The sequence below is a fragment of the Mesorhizobium sp. B2-1-1 genome (assembly GCF_006442975.2).
Lineage (GTDB): Bacteria > Pseudomonadota > Alphaproteobacteria > Rhizobiales > Rhizobiaceae > Mesorhizobium.
The window spans coordinates 5,052,969-5,074,780 of record NZ_CP083954.1; the positions used below are offsets into that span (position 1 = coordinate 5,052,969).

The 21,812-nt window shown below is 62.3% G+C and carries 23 protein-coding genes; 12 read left to right on the forward strand and 11 right to left on the reverse strand.

What is annotated here, in order from left to right:
- Nucleotides 1–23 precede the first annotated feature (23 nt).
- The 4 genes from FJ972_RS24735 (at nt 24) to FJ972_RS24750 (ending at nt 3,602) form a co-directional block, all read left to right on the forward strand.
- Nucleotides 24–392: a hypothetical protein gene (locus tag FJ972_RS24735; protein WP_140498145.1), complete on the forward strand. Its 369-nt coding sequence runs from the start codon at nt 24–26 to the stop codon at nt 390–392.
- A 453-nt stretch (nt 393–845) separates the two neighbouring features.
- A complete protein-coding gene (locus FJ972_RS24740) occupies nt 846–2,045 on the forward strand; it encodes an ABC transporter substrate-binding protein (protein ID WP_140524688.1) in 1,200 nt (399 codons plus the stop codon).
- A 19-nt stretch (nt 2,046–2,064) separates the two neighbouring features.
- A complete protein-coding gene (locus tag FJ972_RS24745) occupies nt 2,065–2,751 on the forward strand; it encodes a thermonuclease family protein (RefSeq protein WP_140524689.1) in 687 nt (228 codons plus the stop codon).
- Nucleotides 2,752–2,855: 104 nt separating this feature from the next.
- Nucleotides 2,856–3,602, forward strand: a complete 747-nt coding sequence (locus tag FJ972_RS24750; protein ID WP_140524690.1) for a GGDEF domain-containing protein — start codon at nt 2,856–2,858, stop codon at nt 3,600–3,602.
- A 124-nt stretch (nt 3,603–3,726) separates the two neighbouring features.
- On the opposite strand, the gene FJ972_RS24755 is transcribed toward FJ972_RS24750, so the two are convergent.
- The 5 genes from FJ972_RS24755 to FJ972_RS24775 form a co-directional block, all read right to left on the reverse strand.
- Complete coding sequence (locus FJ972_RS24755) at nt 3,727–4,539, reverse strand: formylmethanofuran dehydrogenase subunit C (protein WP_140524691.1); 813 nt, start codon at nt 4,537–4,539, stop codon at nt 3,727–3,729.
- Nucleotides 4,536–5,444, reverse strand: coding sequence for a formylmethanofuran--tetrahydromethanopterin N-formyltransferase (gene fhcD, locus FJ972_RS24760; RefSeq protein ID WP_140515165.1), 909 nt, complete (start codon nt 5,442–5,444; stop codon nt 4,536–4,538). The genes FJ972_RS24755 and fhcD overlap by 4 nt, the downstream gene beginning before the upstream one ends.
- The gene (locus tag FJ972_RS24765) at nt 5,432–7,063 is read right to left on the reverse strand and encodes a formylmethanofuran dehydrogenase subunit A (protein ID WP_140524692.1); all 1,632 of its coding nucleotides are present in this window, start codon (nt 7,061–7,063) and stop codon (nt 5,432–5,434) included. The genes fhcD and FJ972_RS24765 overlap by 13 nt, the downstream gene beginning before the upstream one ends.
- On the reverse strand, nt 7,057–7,896 hold the full coding sequence (locus FJ972_RS24770; RefSeq protein WP_226880409.1) for a tungsten formylmethanofuran dehydrogenase: 840 nt from the start codon (nt 7,894–7,896) through the stop codon (nt 7,057–7,059). The genes FJ972_RS24765 and FJ972_RS24770 overlap by 7 nt, the downstream gene beginning before the upstream one ends.
- Nucleotides 7,897–8,281: 385 nt before the next feature.
- Nucleotides 8,282–8,662, reverse strand: a complete 381-nt coding sequence (locus FJ972_RS24775; RefSeq protein ID WP_140524694.1) for a 4a-hydroxytetrahydrobiopterin dehydratase — start codon at nt 8,660–8,662, stop codon at nt 8,282–8,284.
- A gap of 157 nt (nt 8,663–8,819) precedes the next feature.
- Here FJ972_RS24775 and FJ972_RS24780 point away from each other — a divergent pair, with 157 nt between their 5' ends.
- The 7 genes from FJ972_RS24780 (at nt 8,820) to fae (ending at nt 15,302) form a co-directional block, all read left to right on the forward strand.
- Entirely contained in the window at nt 8,820–9,791 is a 972-nt protein-coding gene (locus FJ972_RS24780; protein ID WP_140524695.1) for a beta-ribofuranosylaminobenzene 5'-phosphate synthase family protein, read from the forward strand.
- 29 nt (nt 9,792–9,820) lie between these two features.
- Nucleotides 9,821–10,714, forward strand: a complete 894-nt coding sequence (locus tag FJ972_RS24785; protein ID WP_140524696.1) for an NAD(P)-dependent methylenetetrahydromethanopterin dehydrogenase — start codon at nt 9,821–9,823, stop codon at nt 10,712–10,714.
- Between the two features lie 46 nt (nt 10,715–10,760).
- Nucleotides 10,761–11,822, forward strand: a complete 1,062-nt coding sequence (locus tag FJ972_RS24790; protein ID WP_226880412.1) for an ATP-grasp domain-containing protein — start codon at nt 10,761–10,763, stop codon at nt 11,820–11,822.
- A complete protein-coding gene (gene mch / locus FJ972_RS24795; RefSeq protein WP_140498170.1) occupies nt 11,819–12,775 on the forward strand; it encodes a methenyltetrahydromethanopterin cyclohydrolase in 957 nt (318 codons plus the stop codon). The genes FJ972_RS24790 and mch overlap by 4 nt, the downstream gene beginning before the upstream one ends.
- Before the next feature lie 51 nt (nt 12,776–12,826).
- Nucleotides 12,827–13,774 carry an ATP-grasp domain-containing protein gene (locus FJ972_RS24800; RefSeq protein ID WP_140515160.1) on the forward strand — a complete coding sequence of 316 codons (948 nt, stop codon included), beginning with the start codon at nt 12,827–12,829 and terminating at the stop codon, nt 13,772–13,774.
- A gap of 63 nt (nt 13,775–13,837) precedes the next feature.
- On the forward strand, nt 13,838–14,647 hold the full coding sequence (locus tag FJ972_RS24805) for a triphosphoribosyl-dephospho-CoA synthase (protein ID WP_246673099.1): 810 nt from the start codon (nt 13,838–13,840) through the stop codon (nt 14,645–14,647).
- A 148-nt stretch (nt 14,648–14,795) separates the two neighbouring features.
- Complete coding sequence (fae, locus tag FJ972_RS24810) at nt 14,796–15,302, forward strand: formaldehyde-activating enzyme (RefSeq protein WP_140498176.1); 507 nt, start codon at nt 14,796–14,798, stop codon at nt 15,300–15,302.
- Nucleotides 15,303–15,437: 135 nt separating this feature from the next.
- Here fae and FJ972_RS24815 read toward each other — a convergent pair whose 3' ends face one another.
- Nucleotides 15,438–16,229, reverse strand: a complete 792-nt coding sequence (locus FJ972_RS24815; RefSeq protein ID WP_140524698.1) for a HisA/HisF-related TIM barrel protein — start codon at nt 16,227–16,229, stop codon at nt 15,438–15,440.
- Here FJ972_RS24815 and FJ972_RS24820 point away from each other — a divergent pair.
- The gene (locus FJ972_RS24820) at nt 16,179–17,225 is read left to right on the forward strand and encodes a hydantoinase/oxoprolinase family protein (RefSeq protein ID WP_140524699.1); all 1,047 of its coding nucleotides are present in this window, start codon (nt 16,179–16,181) and stop codon (nt 17,223–17,225) included. The genes FJ972_RS24815 and FJ972_RS24820 overlap by 51 nt on opposite strands.
- A gap of 20 nt (nt 17,226–17,245) precedes the next feature.
- Here FJ972_RS24820 and FJ972_RS24825 read toward each other — a convergent pair whose 3' ends face one another.
- From FJ972_RS24825 to FJ972_RS24845, 5 genes are read right to left on the reverse strand one after another with little or no spacing between them, the layout of a single operon-like run.
- Nucleotides 17,246–17,830, reverse strand: a complete 585-nt coding sequence (locus FJ972_RS24825) for a DUF447 domain-containing protein (RefSeq protein WP_140524700.1) — start codon at nt 17,828–17,830, stop codon at nt 17,246–17,248.
- Complete coding sequence (locus tag FJ972_RS24830) at nt 17,831–19,225, reverse strand: DUF6513 domain-containing protein (protein WP_140524701.1); 1,395 nt, start codon at nt 19,223–19,225, stop codon at nt 17,831–17,833.
- Nucleotides 19,218–19,769 (reverse strand): flavoprotein, encoded by a 552-nt coding sequence (locus FJ972_RS24835; RefSeq protein ID WP_140524702.1) that lies wholly within the window; start codon nt 19,767–19,769, stop codon nt 19,218–19,220. The genes FJ972_RS24830 and FJ972_RS24835 overlap by 8 nt, the downstream gene beginning before the upstream one ends.
- A gap of 3 nt (nt 19,770–19,772) precedes the next feature.
- Nucleotides 19,773–21,599 (reverse strand): (5-formylfuran-3-yl)methyl phosphate synthase, encoded by a 1,827-nt coding sequence (locus FJ972_RS24840; protein WP_140524703.1) that lies wholly within the window; start codon nt 21,597–21,599, stop codon nt 19,773–19,775.
- On the reverse strand, nt 21,596–21,811 hold the full coding sequence (locus tag FJ972_RS24845) for a hypothetical protein (RefSeq protein WP_181170932.1): 216 nt from the start codon (nt 21,809–21,811) through the stop codon (nt 21,596–21,598). Before FJ972_RS24845 ends, FJ972_RS24840 begins: the two co-directional genes overlap by 4 nt.
- Between the last annotated feature and the right edge of the window lies 1 nt (nt 21,812).

Below are 21,812 nucleotides of genomic sequence, written 5' to 3' on the forward strand. Positions count from 1 at the left end.
CAAAAGGAAACGGGGTGAGCAACATGAACAGAATCTTGCGGGTGGCTTTTGGGGCCGGTCTGCTGTCGATCTTGTCGACGGGCCTCAATGCCGCCGACATCATCGAAGGACCCACGGGCGATTATTGCGGTGTCGTCGGCACCTCCAACCTGGTGCTGAACGACAACATCGTCGATCTCAGGGATCAGGTGGTGAAGCTGATGGACGAGTCGGTCGCCGTCGCAAACAGCTCGGAATGGATCAATTCGTCCCGGCCGGTTTTCGTCTGGGCCTCGGAAGCCAAGGTCGCCTGCGGCATGGCTTACGGCTATCTGAAGACGAACTACAAGGACGAAGACACGCTCAACAAATGCGAGTGTTTCCACGATCGCATGGTCGAGTACATGCACTGACCGGATAGGCAACCTGCGCCTGTTGGCCACCATGGCAGCGGACGGATCAACTCCTGAAGGCGATCGCCGCAACGATCGCCCTGTCCGGCATTGGCCAAGTCGTCACGCTGGCTTGCGCCGACCGGCTGGAGCAGCCTCCCATGGCACAACCTCCGTCGTCCGGCTCGGCGCAGCCGATCCCATTGTGACGCAACCGCAGTGTGGTATGCGACAGACATTCAAGGCGTTCGCGAGCTATCAGCCGACCGTGCCGTTGCCGATGGCGACGTTCGGCGTTTCCGCGTTTTCGTCGGACCGCGATACCTTCTCAGGGCAAGCGCGACGGGTCGGGGCGCTGAGGGCCCGGCTCTTCGGCGGCTGAAGAAAAACAGGACGGCACGACCAGTTCGCCGTAACATGCGTCGGAGACCAGACCGGGAATAATAAGCCGGCGGTGAACAGGGTGGGACAATCATGGAAGCTGGCCGACGGGTCCGTGGGCTGAAGATTTGGGCAACCGCCTTCGCGCTCGCCGCGGTATTGTCGGGCTGCCAGTCGAAGGGGGGCGTTACCGAAGCGCTCGATCCGGCGGCGATTGCCGCGCCTGCCGGGCAGGACGGCGCCCCGGCCGCCGGCCCGGCCCAGGCAACCCAGTCGATGGGTGCCGGTTCGACGAAAATTACCATGCTATTGCCATTATCCGCCCCGGGAACGGCGGGGGAAAATGGCCGCAAGATGCTCGATGGCGCCAAGCTCGCGATGACCGATATCGGCAATGGATTGCTTACGCTGACGGTGGAGGACACCAGGGGCGACAACGCACAGGCCGGCAAATTGGCGCTGCAAGCCCTGACGACCGGCACGAAAGTCGTCATCGGGCCGACCGAACTGCCGGCAGCCCAGCATATCGCCACATTGTCGGGATCGAAGCGGCCGCCCGTGCTGGCGCTTGCCGACAATTTCGCGGGCGGCGCCGGTGTTTATGCCGTGCGCCTCAGCGAAGCGGACAGTGCGGCGGCGGGCGCTGCGGGCATCGCCGCAAAAGGCGGAAAAAAATTCGTATTGTTTGTCGCGGGTGGCTCGAATGCCAGCACGGTCGAGAAGCGGGTCGCCAACAGTCTCAGCATCTATGGCGCGACGCTCGCCGTCACCGTTCCATATTCGGCCGGCGACGGCGCCGCCAAGGCGGTCGACGAAATGGCCTCGCTCGTGGACACTCCCGACGCGGTCATCATTGCCAGCGGCGATGCCAGCCCGTCGCCGATACTTGCCGCTCTCAAATCAAAGGGCATTGCGGGCAAGGCGACCTCCGTCGTCGGAACCAGCCGTTGGCTGGAGCATCCCATGGAACCATCGTTCGAGGGAGCCTATATCGCAACGCTCGATCCGGGCGAAACCGGGCCGATCGCCGATCGCTTCAGGACGACATACAATTATCCCGCCGACGTCAACGTAGCCTACGCTTATGATATGGTTGCGCTGACTGCAGGAATTGCCAGCGCGGTCGGACCTGACGGTTTCAGCAAACAGGTGCTCGAAAATCCGAGTGGATTTCGCGGATCGACCGGCCTGTTCCGCTTTCGCGCCGATGGATCCAGCCAAAGATCGATGCCATTCTATCGGATAGAAAAGGGTGCGCTCAAACTGGTTGCCAAATCGACCTCGGGGTTCTGACCGTCCGGTAACGAACGCTGTGCTGGCCCGCCTGGTCATTACGGTCGGAGGCCTCGAGCTGCTGTTCGGGATTGCCCTGATCATGCATGCCGGAGCCTTGCTTGCGACCGACAGGCCTGCCCTTGGGACTCGTGTCGAGAATGCCGGGCAACCAGCCCGGTCGCAGACGACTGTTCTCGACGGAAGATGGCGAGAAGCGCGCAGGGTTGCCGAGGGCATTGTCGCGCTGCCGTCGATTGACCTGCCCGAGATCGAGCGGATCGAAGCCCGGCCGCCGCTCGGCGACCTCGGCCTCGCCGTGCCCCCTAAAACGCCCATGCCAGATGACTGGCGCGAAACCCTGCTCTTCCGGCCAATGGCAACGTCATCGGCGACTTTCGAATCCATGGGACGCAAAGTGGCCGTCAGTGGTGTGGCCAGCATAGAACCGGAAGCCACCTGCTCGTTTCACGATGTCGCTTGGTCCTGCGGCCAGCGCGCACGCGCCGCCTTCAACTCCTGGCTGCGTGGGCGCGCGCTGAAGTGCTTCATGCCGCCGGAGATCGAACGTTTTGCCATTGCCGCGCCGTGTAGCCTTGGCAAGCAGGATGTCGGCGCCTGGCTTGTGTCCAACGGCTGGGCGATCGCGCTGCCCACCGGCATCTATGGCAAGGCGCAAGCAGTCGCCGAGGACGCGGAGGTGGGAGTTTTCGGCCCGCCGCGATAGGCGAAATCGATTCACGATTCGCACATCGATCAAATTGTATGGTTTGCCGCAACTGAAATTGCGCATGCCGGCGCTATGCTCGCCGATCTGACAGGAGATTGGTAATGGCACAAGCCGAAACGACCGCCACCGAGCCGGTATGGAAGGGTGTCGCGTGGCTCGCCGTCCTGGGGACCGTTGGCAGCCTTGCCCTCTCCGTGGGCCTCAATTATCTGCTGTTGTTCAGCGATGTCCTGACGCCGTTCGGGCGCAGCATGGTCACTGCGGTGCTGCTGCCTCTGATCATCGGTCTGCCGCTTTTCGTATTGATCGGCTTGAAGCAGGCCCAGATCCGCGGCTACCGGCGGGAGCTCAACAGGGCCGAGACCTATGACAGGGTGACAGGCTGCCTGAACGGCCCGGTTTTCACCTCGATGGTCGAGCGGCGCGCGGCCAGGCCGTCAGCGCCAGGGCCGCGCTCGGGCGCCTTCCTGGTGATTCATGCCGAACACCTTCGCTCCATAAATCTTCGCTTCGGCCCAGATTGGGGCGATGAGGCCTTGCGGCTCGTCGCATCGGCCATTCAGTCTTCGGTCCGCAAGGAGGATATGGTAGGTCGCATAGGAACATCGATGTTCGGAGTCTTTCTTCCAGGTACGACCGAAGCGGAGGCCGCGGAAATTGGCGAGCGCATTCGGGCAAGCGTCGCGCGGGTCTATTTCGCGCCCAAGGGGACCGAGGACGTTCTGGCGATCAGCCTGGGAAGCACCGTGTTTGAAACCGAGCTTGGATTCGAGGACATGTTTCGCTCAGCGGAAGCGCAATTATCCGCCCGCGCATCCGCCGAAACGCGCCCTACAGGTCTCCAGTAGGCCGCTTTAACCTTGGCGAAGCCAATAACTGGCGGCAAATCGACGTTTGGACACATTCCTAAAGCTCAACGAGCAGGGCCGCTCGACAGGCACAAGCACTTGATCGATCTCGTTGCCGGAAACCTCATCGGCGCGGAAAGAGAACCTCGCCCATTCCAAGCACCGCGTTGTCGCCGCCATATTTATGTGGTGCGCTCCCCAGCAGCGGCCGTTTCAAAATGCCTTCGGCGATCAGATGACGATCGATGATGGTGGCAAAAACGCTCTCGGGCGCGCCACACTCGACGAAGCTCGGCGACAGATGTCCCGGCGCGCGATCAAGAAGGATCGAACCGCGACGCATCAGGTAGCCGGGCATTTCACCTATGCCACCGGCTACCACCAGCGTGCCTGCGATCATGCGGCTGCCGGCATAGTCGCCCGAGCCTTTCAGCACCGAGATCAGACCGCGCCGCATCCGGTCCGCGGCGAAGGCGCCCGCCCTGCCCCTGACGATCAGCACGCCGCCATTCATGCCGGCCAGTTCGCCGACGAGCGGCGCACCAAGGTGATCGCCGGCATTACCTGTTATCTCCAGCCTGCCGCCGCGCATGCCAGAGCCGGCGTGCGGCCCCGCATTGCCTTCGATCGTCAGCTTGCCGCTGCGCATGGCGCGCCCGGCCTGCGCGCCAGTATTGCCGATCACGCGAACCGATCCACCTCCCATGCCTTGCGCCACCCGGTCGAGGCGTGTGCTTCCACCTTCGAACACGATGCTAAGCGGATCGCTGCCGGCGAGGCGAAAAATGTCGCCCACCTTCGATCCGTGCTTCGACATGCCGATCCGGATTTTTTCGATATCCCGTCTTTCGCTCCCAGCAAGCCGCTCCGGCGTCAGCGGCGACAGGTCGAGGCGCTCAGGCGGTTCGGCAACAAGAGTGAAGGTCAGCGCCTTCATGGCAACATATCCTTCAGCGAATAGATGAACTTACCGAGCTTGCCGCCGTAATTGCCGGCGCCGATGCGAACCGCGCCTTTCTTCGGTCCGATCTGGATGACGGCCTTGATGCCGGCCTTCATCGCCGCGGCAACGGCATCATTGGTCTCACCATCAATGACGATTTCCAGGACGGCGTTGATGTCGGGGCCGAGCTCACTCGCAACCACACCGCGCAGTGTCGGCGCGTAGGCTTCGTTGGCCGAGGCGATCATGCCCTTGTATTTGCCACCTATCTTGGAACCCGAACGGGCGATGCCGCCCGGGAACGGCACGATGGCACCGGGCACCATTCCGATCGCGGCGACCGCGGCCTCGGCCGCGACCAATGCGTTGGCGCTGCTTTCGGCCATGACAAAGAAATTGCCGCCGCCGACGGCTTCCTTCGTCAGTCCGGTTGTTGCCTCGCAGAGGAATTCACCATCCATGACGGGAATGCGCCAGAAATGCCTGTCGCCGATCTTCTTGGAGATTTGCCAGCCGTCGCCGAAATAACGCAGTGCCGAACCGAGCTTGAGCTTAGCGCTGCCCTCCAGCCCGGCAAAGCAGGCGGAGCCCGGCGAAGTCAAAACACACTGCCCGACGCGATTGAGCAGTTGCTTCTGCAATTCATCGGTTCCCATCGCGAAGATCATCACGCGGCAGCCGGGCCGGCCATCCGGGGTGGCTGACGGCGGCAGGTCGGCATCGATTGCCGCTTCGCAGCCGCAACCGATTACCGAGGTGGCGAAGCCGGTCATCGTGATCGCCGCCTGCCGTGCCCATTTCCGGTTCGGCGCGGTGATGATGATGGCGGTCGCCCGCATCCCGAAGGCTTCGGCAAAAGTATCGTCGATCGTTACGCCATTTACGCTCACGTTCGGCATGGCACCTCGCCGAATGGCTGTTCACGCGCAATCGCGGAATCCGGGAAATTGAACCAATCCAAGGACAGGCCGTAGCGCTGCTGGTGATAGTCCTCCAGACGCCGCACCATCGCCTTGTCCACAGGTGGATTAAGCCTGAGGGCCTTGCCCCAGCGGTAATGGATGATCTCCCCGTCCTGCACGACGAGATCGCCATCCTTGAAAACATATGCCGCCTGTCCGAGCATTTTCGCGATACTTTCGTTCCTGCGATAGACAGCAATATCGGCTATCGCGCCGGCGCCGAGATGGCCTCGATCCGTCAACCCAAGCAGCCTGGCCGGCGCTGCGCGCGTCATGATGGCTATTTCCTCGAACGTGTATTCGCGATCGATTGCGGACAGGGTAGAGTGCGCTAAGGCGGATCGTGAAAGTCCAGCGGCCATTTCGGTGCGTGCTTCCCGCCTCATCAGCAGCTCGAACAGAGCCGGATAAGCGGTAAAGGGTGCACCGTTGGGGTGATCGGTGGTGAAGAACACACGCCAGGGATCGTCGATCAGGAGAAAAAGCTCGAGCCCGATCGCCCACTGCATCGTGCCATAAAAGTCCTTGCCATAGCTGTAGGGCACGATGCCGCCGCCATTGCCATCCCCGTCATGAATGACGGTCTTTTTCGGATGCGCGCTGCCCCGCGCCGAGAACTGCCGCATGACGTCGGAGGAGACCGTGACCGTCTGGCCGAACATCACCTGACCGATATCGATGGTGACTTCCGGCGTCGTGTTGACCAGTTCGGCAAGCCGCGCGGCAGCGGAGGAAAATCTTCGCTTTCCTTCCGTGCCATAGCCATAGAACTGGAGGTGGGCAAGGTGCAGCGGCTGCCCATCCGCCGCCGCAATCGTCGCGGCCGCCGTGTCCGAAGATCCGGGAATGCCCAGATTGTTGCAATGGACATGCAAAGGATGCGGCAGGCCAAGATTGTCGACGGCGGCCTGCAGCGTCTTGACGATGTTGCGCGAGCTGACGCCGTAGGAAGGCACCACATCGTCCAGCGCGAACGTGCGTGCGTTTTCCTTGAAGGCGGCCGCTGCACCGGCGTTGATCACCTTGACCCCGAGCGCTCGCGTCGAGGCGACCGTCCAGGCGACATAGTCCTCGATCATTTGAGGTGTGGCGGCGTCACGGATCATTGACAGCAGGAAGTCGTCGTTGCCGAGAATGGCGAGCGTCGCCTTGTCGATGATCGGGATGTCGGCCAGCTCGAGATGGGTGTGGAGTGCAGATCCCGGCGACATCGCCGGTTCGACGACCGTCGTGAAGCCCATCTTGGCGTAGAGACAGCCGGTCTGGAAGGTCGACCAGCCGGCATTGGAGAGCGGCGTGGTCGCCGGTCGGGCCTGATGGGCGGCATGCTGTTCGGGCAAGAGAAGCCGCGCGGTATTCACGTTACCGCCGCCAATGTGGGAGTGGATGTCGATGGCGCCCGCCATCACGATGCAGCCGGCGGCTTCGATGGTCCGGTCGGCCACCCCCTCAGCCGGCGCCGCGACGATCTTGCCGTCCTTGATCCACAGGTCGCCCTTGCCGAGACGGCTGTTGACGGGGTCGACGATGTCGCCGTTGGCAATTTTCGTCAGCATGGCAATGCCTCGGCGAAAACCCGACTGGCGACCAAGCGAATGATCGTCGCGGCGGAGGGCAATTTCGAAGCAGCGCGGGTATCAGTCGACTTCAGCGAGCCGGTACGGCTGGAATAGACAACCGCATCGTGATCGACTCCAGCTTCGCCAATGGCGATGGTGACCGCGGCGCCTGTGACCGGCTCTTCCGTTTTAGCCAGCGCAATCAGTGCCATGCGTCCCGTTTTTCTCGGGAGTTGGGCAACCGTGGCGGAGATCCGCAGGTGCAGGTCGGCTTCGCCGGCGGCGATCATGCGCGCCACATCGTAACGCCAGGGATCGAATTCCGGGAAGCCCCGCGCAAAGCCCGTGCGCAATGGAAAACCTGTCATCCAGGTCGAGGCGAGCACGCTTCCCCACCCGTTTTCGCTCGCGGGCAGATGAAGGCCAGATGCACGTGATTTGCGATTGAGATCGGCGATCAGCCCCTGCAGCATCTCCAACGCCAACCCATCGGTGGCGTGGCCTGAAAACAGGAACACGGGAAAGTGCGCAGCCGCCAGAGCCTTGGCGAAATCGTTGAAGTTCGACACCGGTCGCGATGTTTGCCGCCCCTTGTACTGCGCCCTCAGCGCCGCCAGCGTGGCGCCGAGGCTAGCCTGGCCACAGGAAAGGAGCGTTGCCTTGCGCCCGTTTTTCAACGGCGGCGCGGACACCCCGTTCGATCCCACCAGGAAGAACTCGCGCTCAATCCCGGTCGAGAGATCGGGCCTGGTCGAGAGATCGGGAACCGTGCCAGCGAGTTCGGTAACAAGATCATGATGGGTTTGTGCGAGTTCGCCCACGATCACCACGATATCGGCACGCCGGCGCGTCTCCCCAGGGGCGACGGTCATCGCGCCCCTGTCGGTAAAAAGCATGGTCTCTCGGGCAAGTGCCGCGCCGTCGGTGTGATCGTATGCCGCGCCAAGCCGCTCGGCCAGCGCGATCGCCGCCCTCGTGCCGTGTATGTCCGTATCAAAGCTGAAAACCGGGCACCGGCTTGACGATAACAGCGACGCGGCATGCGCAGCCGCGCGCTCGACCAGCGCTTCCCGGTTGCCTATCCAAGCAACCGCCATTCGCTACACTACTTTCTGGTGCCGGCCCGATCCTAGACGAAACTGGATTGGCCGTGAACCCCGCTTGCCAGCAGATTAACGAATGTTTTCATACGCTATCAACAAACTCCGACCGCGCTTAATCATATTTGATGTAAGCGAAGCGTTGATCAGTCGCCGGAGTTCCCTCCAGCGCTCCGCCTTCCTTGGCCGGCTGCCACTGGACAACGTCCTCGATCTTTCTCGCCAAGTCGAAGTCCTTGTCGGTGATACCCTTCGCCGCGTGGTTCATCAGGCGTACCTCGACCCAGGCATAGGAAGCGGTGATATCGGGATGGTGCCACGCCGCCTCGGCGAGATGGCCAACCGTGTTGACGACCATCAGCGTCGACTTCCAACTGTGGGTCTTGTATTTGCGCCGGATCCAGCCGTTTTCGTAGCGCCATTTCGGCAGCTCCTTCTCAAGCCGGTCGGCAATCTCGGCGTCCGAATAGACCTTCTCCTTGACCGTTTCGCTCATCTCGACCTCCCCGAATTGCTCGGTCCGTCAACACGACAGGCCAAAGCAGAAACATGAATGCACTCTCTTTGGCTTGCTCCCTCGACGAAAACAGTTATCATCGTGGCGGGCACCTAAACTTCCATGATGCATCCATGATGCACCCATCGGGGGGCAGATGTCGAATTTTGTTACCGTACGAGTGCCCGCTCGCCTTCACCTTGGCTTCCTCGATCTCAATGGCGATGCCGGACGTCGCTTTGGCAGCGTTGGGCTTCCGTTGAGTGAACCCGAAACCGTTGTCACCCTGTCGCGGTCCGGCGAGACCATAGTCGAAGGTTCCGAGAGCGTTCGCGCCGGTGAGCACTTGTCGACGCTCTGCAGGCATCTCGGCATTCGCGGCCAGCACCATTTGGTGATCGAACAGTCGATCCCGAGTCACGCCGGCCTTGGGTCCGGCACGCAGATCGCCCTTGCCGTCGCCTCTGCATTGCGAACGCTCCACAACCTGCCTCTCGATGTCGCCGGCGACGCGACCCTGCTCGAACGAGGCGGCCGATCTGGAATCGGCATCGCAAGTTTCGAAGACGGCGGCGTGATTGTCGACGCGGGCAAGGACGAGCGTGGCGGACCGCCTCCGGTCGTGGCGCGGCTGCCGTTTCCCGAAGAATGGCGCGTCATCCTCATCCTCGACCATGCCGGGCATGGACTGCATGGCGAGGCAGAGGTCGCGGCGTTCCGTTCACTGCCACCCTTCCCGACGGCGGGCAGCGGCGAGATCTGCCGGAGGGTACTGATGGGTATCATGCCGGCCTTGGTCGAGCGCGATCTTGCGGCATTCGGCGCTGCCGTCACCGCGATACAGATGCTGATCGGCAGCCATTTCGCTCCGGCGCAGGGCGGTGTGTTCACCTCAAAGCGGGTCGAGATGGTCGCTCACCGTCTCAATAAAGCGGGCGCCGTCGGGATCGGCCAGAGTTCCTGGGGACCCACAGGCTTTGCCTTCGCGCCGTCGCATGACGCCGCGCTCAAATTCGTCGGCGCGGTTCAGAAGACAGCCGTTGAAGACGGCCTTCAGATCAAGATCGTCAAAGGCAGGAACTCCGGCGCGAAGATCAGTTCGACCGGACTCGGTCTCGTCGGCAGCTGACGCTCAGATTCCAAGCAGAAAGGCGAGAAATGGCCCGCAAACATATCCTGCATATGCTGACGCCGTTGAAGCACATGAGCCCGTTCGACGTGAACATGGCGCTCGACACGGGCTTCGACAGTGTAGTCCCCTATGTCGATGTTGGCCTTGGCGAGGTGACAGGCCTGGTTCAGGACGCGATCTTTTCGCGTCCGCCGGATGCCGGCGTCGATACCGGCATCTTTATCGCCGGGAAGGATGCTTCGTTGGCGCTCGACATGTTCGATGCCGCGAAAAAGGCGATGGTGCCGCCTTTCCAGGTTTCGGTATTTGCCGATCCAGCCGGCTCGTTCACCACGGCCGCGGCGATGGTGGCCAAGGTCGAAAAGGCGTTGGAGAAGAAATTCGAGCGCGGGCTGAAGGACACGAGGGTGGCTGTTTTCGGCGCCACCGGCGTGGTTGGCTTCTGCACCGCCGTCATCGCGGCAAGGGAGGGCGCCCGCGTCACGCTTGTCGGCCATGACGGCATCGAAAGGGTGAAACAGATCGCTGCCGAGATCAAAAGCCGATTCAAGATCGGTGTCGATGCGGCTGACGGATCGAGCGATGCCCGGAAAACCGATCTGGTCGAAGCAAGTGAGGTCATACTGGCTTGTGCGAAAGCCGGCGTCCAGGTGGTTTCAAAGGCCCAGTTGAGAGGCAGCGGCTTGCTTATCGCCGCCGACGTCAACGCGGTCCGGCCCGCAGGCATCGAAGGATTGGCCGTCAATGCCAATGGCGACCCGCTAGAAGCGGCAAAGGCCGTCGGAATTGGCCCCCTTGCCATCGGCAACGTCAAATATAAGGTCGAGTCTGGCCTTTTCAAAAGAATGATCGAATCCGAAAAAACGATCGCGCTCGATTTCCAGGAAGCGTTTTCCCTTGCACGCGAGATTGCCAAATAGCGCCAGATCTCTGCTGATCGCGGCGATTTCAGGCCGGGCATTGGCCATGGCTGCGCGGCGTGCGGGCTACCGTCCGTTGGTCGCTGATTTCTTCTGCGATACCGATACGGTTGCGCTGGCAGAACGAACGACCAAGCTGCCGGGTAACCTACAGGACGGCATCGACGGCGAGCGCATCATCGAGACGCTTCGGGACCTGGTCGGCGAAGACCAGCCGGTCGCCGTCGTCCTGGGCTCGGGTTTTGAGCGGATGACGGAGACTGTCGACGCCGTCGCTCGCCATTTTCCGCTTGCCGGCAATCGCGGCGCGGCGATCAGCAGGATCAAGGACCCGCAATTGCTGGCCGCGGATTGTGCCGAACTCGCCATCCCACATCCGGAATTCCGGTGGGATCGACCGCCTGAGCCAGACAGCTGGGTGGCCAAGACCGTGGGCGGCGCCGGGGGTGGGCATATCAGACAGGCGGCCGGAGAAAGCCAGACCACCGGCCGCTATTTCCAGCGTTTCGTCGCCGGACGCAGCATCTCGGCCCTGTTCGTCGGCGACGGCCAGGCCGCGCGCATCGTCGGCTTCAGCCAACAATGGACTTCCCCCGTCTCCACGGCGCCCTACCGCTATGGCGGGGCCGTGCGGCTGAGACGCTTCGACCGCAGGCAGGCGGCGGTCATCGGCGGCTGGCTTTCAGCCCTGACGCGCCGTGCCGGCCTGGTTGGATTGTGCAGCGCCGATCTCATTCGCGGATCGGATGGCTACAAGCTCATCGAGATCAATCCGCGGCCAGGCGCCACGCTGGACATTTTTGACGAGGCCGACGCGCCGCTGATCGAAGCACATCTGCGAGCTGCAACCGGCGGAACTTACCGTTTGCCACGCTTCGTCGATTCGATGGCTTCAATGGTGATCTACGCCGCGACGCCAATCGCGCGGTTTCCGTCGATTGCGTGGCCCGAATGGACCGCTGACCATCAGTCGCCCGGCACCCCTCTGATTGCCGGCGACCCCGTCTGCACCGTCTTCGCGCGCGGTCCGAACGCCGATTTGACCAGGCGGCTCATCAAGGGGCAAGCCCGCCGGTTGCAACTCCAATGGGAGGGAGACCGGACATGAAAGACGGTTCGGCATTCCTGAACGACAATGCACAGCGCATCGCTGACGGCATGATCAGCGACGCCGAACGGCTGCGGATCGCCGCTTCCAAGGGAACCTTGGGCGAGCTCCTTATCGATGTCGGCGCCAAGGCGCCCGGCAGCATCGAGGCCGGGCTGCGCATGGCGGAGGCGGCGATGGGCGGTCTCGGCAGCGTTTCGGTGTTTATGGACCGCACGGAGCGGAAATGGCCGTTCACCGTCGAGGTGCGCTCGTCGCAGCCCGTACTGGCCTGCCTAGGCAGTCAATATGCGGGCTGGAACCTGTCTGCGCAGGACTATTTCGCCATGGGATCGGGACCGGCGCGGGCACTCGCCCGCGTCGAACCCCTGTTCGACGCGCTTTCCTATCGAGACACCGCATCGTCCGCCGTGCTTATCCTGGAGACTGCCAAACCGCCTCCCCCAGCAATCGTCGAGAAAGTGAGCAAGGCAACCGGACTGGCAACCGACAAGCTCACCTTCCTCTACGCGCCGACGCAAAGCCTTGCCGGCAGCCTGCAGATCGTTGCGCGCGCGCTCGAGGTTGCCCTGCACAAGGCCAACGATCTCAAATTTCCGCTGGAGAACGTTGTCGACGGCATCGGAGCGGCGCCAATCCCCGCCCCCCACCCGGATTTCCTGACCGCCATGGGCAGAACGAACGATGCCATCATCTATGGCGGCAGCGTCCAGCTCTTCGTAAAAGGGTCGGCAAAAGAGGCCAGCAACCTCGCGGAGAAACTTCCGAGCCGCGCCTCACGGGACTACGGTCAACCCTTTGCCGAGATCTTCAAGCGGTTCAAGGGGGATTTCTATGCCATCGATCCACTGTTGTTCAGCCCGGCCGAAGTGATCGTGACGGCGATCGAAACCGGCGACACGTTTCGCGCTGGCCGGCGTGATCCAAAGATGCTCGAACGGAGCCTCGGTTAGCATGGCGGCACAAAGAGACCCGTCCGTCATCCGCCACATCCGAGGCACCACATGATCCCTCGCATCCTGATCGTCAGCGACAATTCGGACACCGGCTCAAGTGGCCTCGCGGCAAGGCTTGGTCGACGGGGCGCTATTGTTGCAACCGTGCCGCTGGCGGCGATCGCGTTCGACACCGGCAGCCCGGGCGGACTTTCGATCCCCGGTTTCGGCGGTGCGCTGCCCGATGCTGTGCTCGTCCGTTCGATCGCCGCAGGATCGTTCGAAGCGATCACCCGGCGCCTCGGGGTACTGCACGCGCTGAGCCGGCTGTCGGTTCCCGTGTGGAATTCGGCGCAGGCGGTCGAACGCTGCGTCGACAAGTCGATGACGACTTTCCTCTTGAAAAATGCTGGCCTGCCAACGCCACCGACATTCGCCGTCGAAGGACTTGCCGCCGCCAAGGAGATCGCGGCGCAGGAGCTTCGGGAGGGACCGCTGGTGCTGAAACCATTGTTCGGGGCGCAAGGCCGCGGGATAAGGCTGATCCGTACGCTCTCCGACCTTCCCGCCGCAGACGAGGTGAACAGCGTCTACTATCTCCAGCACTATGTGTCGCGCGCCGGCCCGCCCTTCCGGGATTTCCGCGTTTTTGTCTGCGCCGGCGAAACCGTCGCGATGATGAGCCGCAGCAGCGACGACTGGATCACGAACGTCAACCGGGGTGGCGTGCCGGAGCCGGTTTCGGGACCTGGCAAGGCTGAGCTGGCATCGCTGGCTGTCGCCGCGTCAGCCGCCGTCGGCGCGGATTTCGCCGGCGTGGACATCGTGCGAGCCGACGATGGCAGCTTGTTCGTACTCGAGGTGAACAGCATGCCCGCCTGGTCAGGACTGCAATCGGTGGTCGCTGTGAACATCGCCGAAGCGATCGCCGATGCCCTGCTGAAATTCCTGGCCGACCGCACCGAAGCGACCGCCGCGCCGCGGCCCTTCCGTTTCACCGCGCCGGCGAATTCGTAACGGAGCGGCAGGATGGCGTTATCGCGTGAACGCCTCCGGGCTAGCTACAAGGATGCCTGCCGGATGGAGATCGAAGCTCTGAAGCCGGGCAACGTCCACCTGTTCGCCGACGGACACGGCATGTCCGCCGCCCAGTTCATGATGAGTGCCGAGGTTTCGTCCGAGCCGCTGACCGATCCTCGCCTCTCGGTCGGGCAGCGCATGCTGGAGGCGGTGCGTGCGACACGCCTGGCGGTAGCAACCAACACCAATCTCGGCATCGTCCTCCTGGCGGGGCCTCTGATAGGCGCCGCCGAAATGAGGAGTGGCAGCTTGCAGGACAATCTCGACTCGCTGCTGCGCGCGTTGAGCATGGACGATACCAGGGCAGTGTTCGAGGCGATCGCCATGGCAGCGCCAGGCGGCCTGGGAGATGCCGCGAATGATGTGCGGCAGGAGCCGAAGGTTCATCTCTTGGAAGCAATGCGGGAGGCTGCCGACCGCGATATGATCGCCCGCCAGTATGACACCTGTTTCGGCGACGTGTTCGGGGTAGGGCTGGCCGCGCTGGTAGGGGCGCTAGCTCGCGGAGAAAGCGGCATGTGGCCGACCGTGTTCGCCTATATGGCGTTTCTCGCAGGCTTCCCCGACAGTCACGTGGTGCGCAATCACGGAATTGAAGTCGCAAATCAGGCGCGACAGGACGCTCTTTCCGTTCAGGCGACGCTCCATGCCAACGGCGACGAGCCGTCACGCATTCGCCTGCTCATGGAGTTCGACCGCCGGCTGAAGGCGGACAAAGTAAACCCCGGCACCTCGGCCGATCTGACCGTGGCTACTCTTTTAGTCCACACTCTAGGCACTCGCTTGCATAATCGCGGCGTTGGTGCTTGACTTCCAAAAGCGGGAGCTGTGCTTCCGCGGCTATCTAGCCAACCGGTCCGGGCAATCCGGGCGCTGCCAACAAGGATAGCTGTCCATCGAGCGCCTGCTCGGTTGCAGCGTCCGTGGACATCATAATTGTGTCTTGGAGGAAATTGGCATGGCAAAAATCTCGAAGGTAATGGTCGGTGAATCGCTGGTCGGGGACGGCAACGAAGTCGCGCATGTCGACCTGCTCATCGGGCCGCGAGGGAGCGCAGTCGAAACGGCATTTTGCAACGCGCTTACCAACAACAAGGACGGTTTTACCTCGCTTTTGGCGGTGATCGCGCCCAATCTTCAATGCAAGCCCAATACGGTGATGTTCAACAAGGTCACGATCAAGGGCGCCAAGCAGGCTGTACAGATGTTCGGCCCGGCGCAGCACGCCGTTGCAAAGGCAGTGCAGGACAGCGTCGCGGACGGGACAATTCCGGCAAACGAAGCGGACGACGTGTTCATTTGCGTTGGCGTATTCATCCATTGGGACGCGGCCGACGACGCCAAGATCCAGAAATACAACTACGAGGCGACAAAGGAGGCCATCCAGCGCGCTATCGCAGGAACCCCGACCGCCGCCGAAGCCACCGCTCAGCGCGACAACGTCAAGCATCCGTTCGCGGCCTAGACAAGAGACAGCCCCGCACAGGAAAAGCCATCTTCCGAAACGGATGGTCTGTTGCGCCGGCTGAAAAGGGTTCTGGGCTTTTGAAGCGACACTCCCGAAGGGCGCCCGCCTTTCGGGAGTGAGGAGCAACTATGATCAGGCGCCGAGCGACGCCAGGTGACCAGGTGTGAGCGTGGCGTTGTGCAGTGAGGTTGCGACCAGCGCTGCGGCGATGCCCATCGCTGACAATGCGTGGATATCATTGTCATCGCGGACGCCGCCTGCGGCGATGACCGCCCGATTTCCCGCCTTGGCCTTGACCTCCTCCAGCCGCCTGAAATCCGGGCCGGCGGCCGCACCGACTTTGGCCAGCGTCATGACGATCACCTTTTGCGGCCAAAGCTCGGGCTCATCGAGAAGAGAACGCGGTCCGCAAAAATCATCGCCAAGGAAATCAAGGGACAGGATGAGATCGGGATGATCGCGAAAATGCCGGAGCAGCACATCGTCCTGCTGCGATTCGGAGCCCAACACGGGGTGCACCGAACGTTCAGCAAGCGCCGCCGAAAGTGTTTTCCTGTCTGCTACGCCGGCATCGACCCAGAGCTCAGGCGGCTGCGTCATCGCCCTCAGCCGGGCAAGTGCGTCGCTGTTTGGAGTACCGCCTCCGATGGCGTCCAGATCGGCGATGTAGAAGGTCGAAAAGGGATAAAGCGTGCGCAACCCTTCGGCGACGGCGAGGACATCGGAACTTCGGCTGAGCGGGGTAACGATCGGCCGGTAGCGATCGCGTTTTCCTTGCTGGGCGCGAACGACCTCGCCGCCTTTCAAGTCGAGAACCGGAATGATGCGCAACGCTTTTCTCGCCGACCAACTGCTGTCATGAAAGCTTGAAGTGTGGAAAAAAGAAAGAGCATCATTGCGGGCTTCGACATTGGCGGCGCGCATCTGAAGGTGACGCGCGCGCAAGGCGGCCGCATCGTCGGCGCGGTAACGATCGCCACGCCGCTCTGGCAAGGGTTGCACAGCCTGACCTCGGCCCTCGACGAAACAGCTCCGATCTATGCGGAAGCCGATCTCAACGCGTTCACCATGACGGGCGAACTGTCGGACATCTTTGCGTCCCGCGATATCGGCGTGACGACGCTGCTGGATCAGATTTCCAACCGTTTTCCCACAGGCGAAAAGCTGATCTATGCCGGATCATCCGGCTTTGTCGAGGTCGAGCAGGCAGCGCGGCTGAGCACCGATGTCGCCTCCGCCAACTGGCACGCGACAGCCTCTTTGGTGGCAAAATTGGCCGGCGATGCCCTGTTCGTCGACATGGGCTCCACCACCACCGACATTATCGCAATCAAGAATGGCGCCGTCGTCAATGAGGGGTACACCGATGCAGGACGGCTTCTGACTGGCGAACTGGTCTATACGGGATTTACCAGGACATTTCTGTTCGGCGTAGCCTCGTCTGCTCCTGTCCATCGAAGACTGACGCCATTGATGAACGAGTATTTCGCCTCGATCGCCGACGCGCACCGGATCCTGGGCGTGCTCGATGAGGAGGACGACATGCACCCTTCCGCCGACGGCAAGGAAAAGACGGTCCACGGCTCAATCGCGCGACTGGCGCGCATGGTCGGGCGCGACGCCGCTGAACTTTCGCCGCCGGAATGGGGTGAAGTCGCACGCTGGTTCAGCGAGCAGCAATTGCGGAAAATCCACGACGCAGCATCCCTGGTTGCCTGGGGTCTTGCTCAAGATGTTCCGATCGTCGGCGCCGGAACGGGCCGCTGGCAGATCAGGCGGCTGGCCGAGCGCATGGAACGTCGCTTTGTCGATTTCGCCGACATCGTCCCCGCTCATGAAGCTGTTCGCGGCGAGGCCAGCCGCGCCGCACCAGCATCGGCGGTGGCGCTGCTGGCTGGATATCGATCACAAGCAGCGTAGCGGCGCTCGCGCCGTCACGCTCACGCGTCCCCGCTGCTGGACCCTTTGGCGGCTAGGTGATCGCTGACACGCTGCATCAGCCAACCCCAGGCTTCCCGTTCGTCGGCGCCGGCTGTCTTTTCGATAGAGATCGAAAGATACGCGATCTCGGCCTCGATCTTGTCGCGGGGTAGCATGCCAAGCCGGCTGACCAGGATGGCCAGTTCCAGAACAGCCGCCTTGGCACGGTTAAGGCCGGTGAAGGGCGCATGCATTTCCTCTCGAAGCACGCGGCAGAAATGGCGAGGGCGCACGCCATCATCGTCAACGCTCTCGACTTCGAGAACCGAATGCGCCAGCGCAGTCGCCAACCGGGGAACCAGAAAATCTTCAAGGGGAACGGTCGGCCAGTCCTTGCGCCCGGTCAGGCATCCAGCGAAGACGCGCACGTCGTCGGTGTAGTTGGCGATGGCGAACGGCACCGCCGCCAGATTGTCGAGCGTAACCGAGGGGCGAAACGGCGCGATAACCCAGCCGTCTTTTTCGGAGATGATGCCGATCGGCGCGATATGGACCTTTCCTGTCTTGTCGACAGTGGTGATGATTGTCTCGCGAATGTAAGGCACCTAACCCTCCTTCTTCGCGCGAAGCGTCTCGCCCGGTTCGGCAAGACGGGTACGGTCGGTTTCGAGAGCCGGTGCGGCAACGCCCCATGCGAGCGGCTCGTCCTGAACATAGCGCTTGCCGAGGCGCCACGCGATCTCGGCCTTCGTCAGTTCCGCGCCCAGATAGAAAGCATGCGCACCGTCGGTCTCCACGCCAAGTGCGGCGAAGAATTCGAACGCACCCGTGGCAACCGCGTGCCCTTTGCCATTGAAAATATGAATGCCGTCCTCCGCTGCCGCGATACGGTAGTTGGCGTCGCGCACCTCGGCCGCCAATGCAGCGATATCATCGGTCGAGGCCGTGAAAGGCTTGCGATCGTGGATCTGCAGCAAGCCTGGGTGATAGCTTCGCGGCAGTGCACCGTCATTGCGGGCGGCAAACATCACGCGGCGGGCAATGTCGTGCTCCTCGATCGTCCGCACCGTGTGCGGGCTGACATGCACGGCTAGCACGTTTCGAACCCCGAGCTCCGAGCAGAGGCCCGTTAGAACGGCCGTAACGCCGGAACTATCGGCATCGGTAAGCTCGGTGAGATTGCCGGTGCCCATCAGCAATTCGATCTCCGGCCAGCGGCGGCGCGCCTCGATGAAGCGGCCGAGCGATTGGGCGAAGCCGAAGTGGATCGGATCCAACACGGGATCGGCGATAAAGGAAATGCCAGCCCTTTGCGCCGTATCGATAGCGCGGCCAAGCGAATCCAGATCGCCAGGGGCGGACGGGATCAACACTGCCGTACCCCCATGGCCGAAGATTATCGGCAGCGTGTTCTCGTCGAGGCTGAGAAGATAGTCCGCACCGGCGCGTGCACCGATCGACAGTTCGTCCGCGCTGGCCGAATCGACGCTGACCTGAAACCCTTGTGCCTTGAGCTCGCGCACAGCCTCCGACAGCAACGGAAATGGCGTTTCAGGCAGGCAGCCAAGATCGATGACATCGGCGCCGGCCGCAGCTAGCGTCCCCGCCCGCAGCATGAGCGCTTCGATCGACAGCATTGGCGCATCGACGATCTCGGCGAAAATGCGCATATCATGACGCGTAAGATCCGGCGGCTCGCCGACACGGCCGAGAAAGGCCGGCAGGTCCGCGATCTCGTCAGGACCGCGCGCAAAGGGCACGCCGAAATGGTTCGACAATTGCTCGATATCGCCGCGATAGCGCCCTGGCAGGATAAAGCGGTCAACGGCGTTGGGCGCGATGAGACGCCGCTTTATGATGTCTTCGGTCATCAGTGCGGCGACCTTGACACCTATATCGACCACCTCCCACGAAAACTCCGTCTCGCCCAGACCGGATAGCAGCTTTTCCAACCGTGCCCTGGCCAAATGTCCCGTGAGAAAGACCAGCCGCTCAGCCATGGCCGGACAGCTCGGCCCGGCGTTGCTGAACCGCCGCGTTGAGGTCCGCGAGCGACTCGACGACCTGGGTTCGTTCGAACCCCTTCAGCCGCTGGGTGTTTTCCAGGTCAATCCTACGCGGATAGACTTTGACCAGGCCATGCGGCGCCATGGTTTCGAGTTCGGGTGCGGTGTCGCAGGCAAAGACGATGATCGGCACGCGGCACTTTCCGGCTTGCGCAAAGACGTTGGTGGCAAGCGTATCGGATATACCCCAGACGCATTTGGCAACCGTGTTGGACGAGGCAGGCGCCACCACGACCGTGTGGTAGACGCCGTGGTAAAATTCGCCGACGGGAATGGCGCTCGCCGTCTTGTCGTGCAGCACGCGCGTCGTCTCCGGAAAATCGAGTTTGAGCTTGTACATGCGCAGCACTTCATTGGCGGCTTTCGACACGAAGACATCGCAATGTTCGAGTTGGCGAACAAGTGCGAAGCTCTCCGTGAAAAAATGCCCGGACCCCGTCAAAACCCACGCCCAGCGCGGCACGTGCAGCTTCACCATCGGCTATCCTGCCTTCTTTGCCGAGCGGGTCGAAGCCACGATCCCGATGCCGGGCAGCTTGCCCGATGCGAGTAGCGCGCCCGCCTCGGCGGCATCCTTCGGACCGGCGAGACGGAAATCGATGCCGTCGGGCAGCATGGCGGCAAAGCCTGGGTCGACAATGCCCCTGGCCTTCAGGCTGTCAGGGGTATCGTTGTCGAAGAATGCATCGGTCTGCTTGATAAGCAACAGCGCGTTCGCGCCAAGCTTCCCGGCAAGCCAGGCAGCCAGGGAATCGGAGGTAATGTCCCAAGAGGCCGGAACGTCCGGTGCCGGCAACGCAAGTGACGACGGCAGCCACACCGGAACCTTGCCTTCGTCCAATGCTCGCACAATCTCCTCCAGCGATCGTGCCGGCGTCAGTCTTTCGTCCCGATCGAGGATGACTTGGCCGAACTGCTCCATGGCGAGGATCGCCATGGCATGTGCGGCGGTGTCGGAAAAATCCATGCGGGTCTGCGTCTCGCGCACCTGGTCGGCAAACAGGCCGCCGCCGGGCACGATGACGATCGGTAGCCTGGAACCCGCCAGCGCCGCGATCCAGCTCGTCATTTCCGCCGCATGGGCAGTGCTGCCGCCAAGCTTGACGACGGCCCGCCCGAGGACGTCGGAGCCTTGCTGGCGCGGCCGGGAAACACTACTTCGGTTTTTTCGGCCGGCAGAGCCGGAGGCGACACCGCGTCCTGCCGATTGGCGCTTGCGTTCGATCTCGACGCCGACACCGCCAGGCCCGAGCTCGAGTTTTTCCACCCTTACCGTGACGCGCACGACGCGCTGGTTCTCCAGAACGTGCGCCGCCACTTGCTCGGCCAAAGCCTCGCTGAGCTGAATGTGCCCCCGCGCGACGATGGTGCGAATGCCATCCATGATGATGTCATAGGAGAACACATGGCGCATGTCCTCGGGATGGTCGGTGACTTGCAGCACGTCGGCGATCACATCAAAGCGCACCTTTTGAGTATGACCATGCTCGAAGCTGTAGGCACCGATCTGGACCGGCAGAACAAAATCCCGCACGAAAATCCTGTCCGTGCCCAGTGTCGGATCGGTGCCCGGCGAATAGCCTCTCGCTGCCAACAGGCGATAGTCGATGCTCGATTTACCGCCCGTCCCAGGCTCTGCCGGGACCAATTCGCGAATCTGCGAGACCGCCTCGGCGCTGATTGAACCCGCGCGGTCGGCATGGCCACACAGCGCGCCGCGAAAGCCGAGGAAATCGGGAGCGAAAGGCAATAGACGTGGAATATCCGGGGCTTCGAGCGATCCGCTCAGGCCAACCATCAGACCGAGCGACTTGGCTCGATCGACGAATCCCGGAATCCGCTCCGGTGGCAAATGGTCGAGCAGCCGGCCCTTTCCCTTCTGCGCGGTATCAACCATCACGCCGTGGAAGCGGTGCCTGCCGAATACCGGCAGGAGCTCGAAGTCCGGCGCCATATCGGCAAAGAGCACAGCGATCAACTTCGTTCGCGCGGCGAGCGGTTCGAGCGCCTCCGCGCAGGCAGGGATGTGAGCCGATGGGAAAAACCCGATCTTGACATAATCGACGCCGGTCGCCGCGATCTCTTCAGCCTTGGCGCGGATCGTTTCGGGTTCCATCGGCAGGTCGCCGCAGACCGCGCTGACCGGAGCCCGACCAGCGATGAACGAAATCGTTCGGCGGATGGTTTCCATGGGTACCGCGCCCAACGCTCCCGCCTTCGGATCCTTCAGATCGACGATGTCGGCGCCGCCCGAAAGAACGATCTCCGCCTCTTCGATGCCGGTGACGCTGGCCAGCATTCTGGTCATTTGAACAGTTTCTCCAGTTTGGAGGACAAGATTTCGTCCGCTCGATTCTCACGCACGTCGCGGATGACATAGCTGCGAACGACCTCGAAATCGAAGATGGCAATCTTTTCAGCCGCCATGGCATGTTTGTCAAAAAGACAGCGAGCCAGGGCAGACGCGAAAAGTCGTCCGATAGGGTTTGATAAATTTTGCGGGTCGGCTAAGTTGACCATG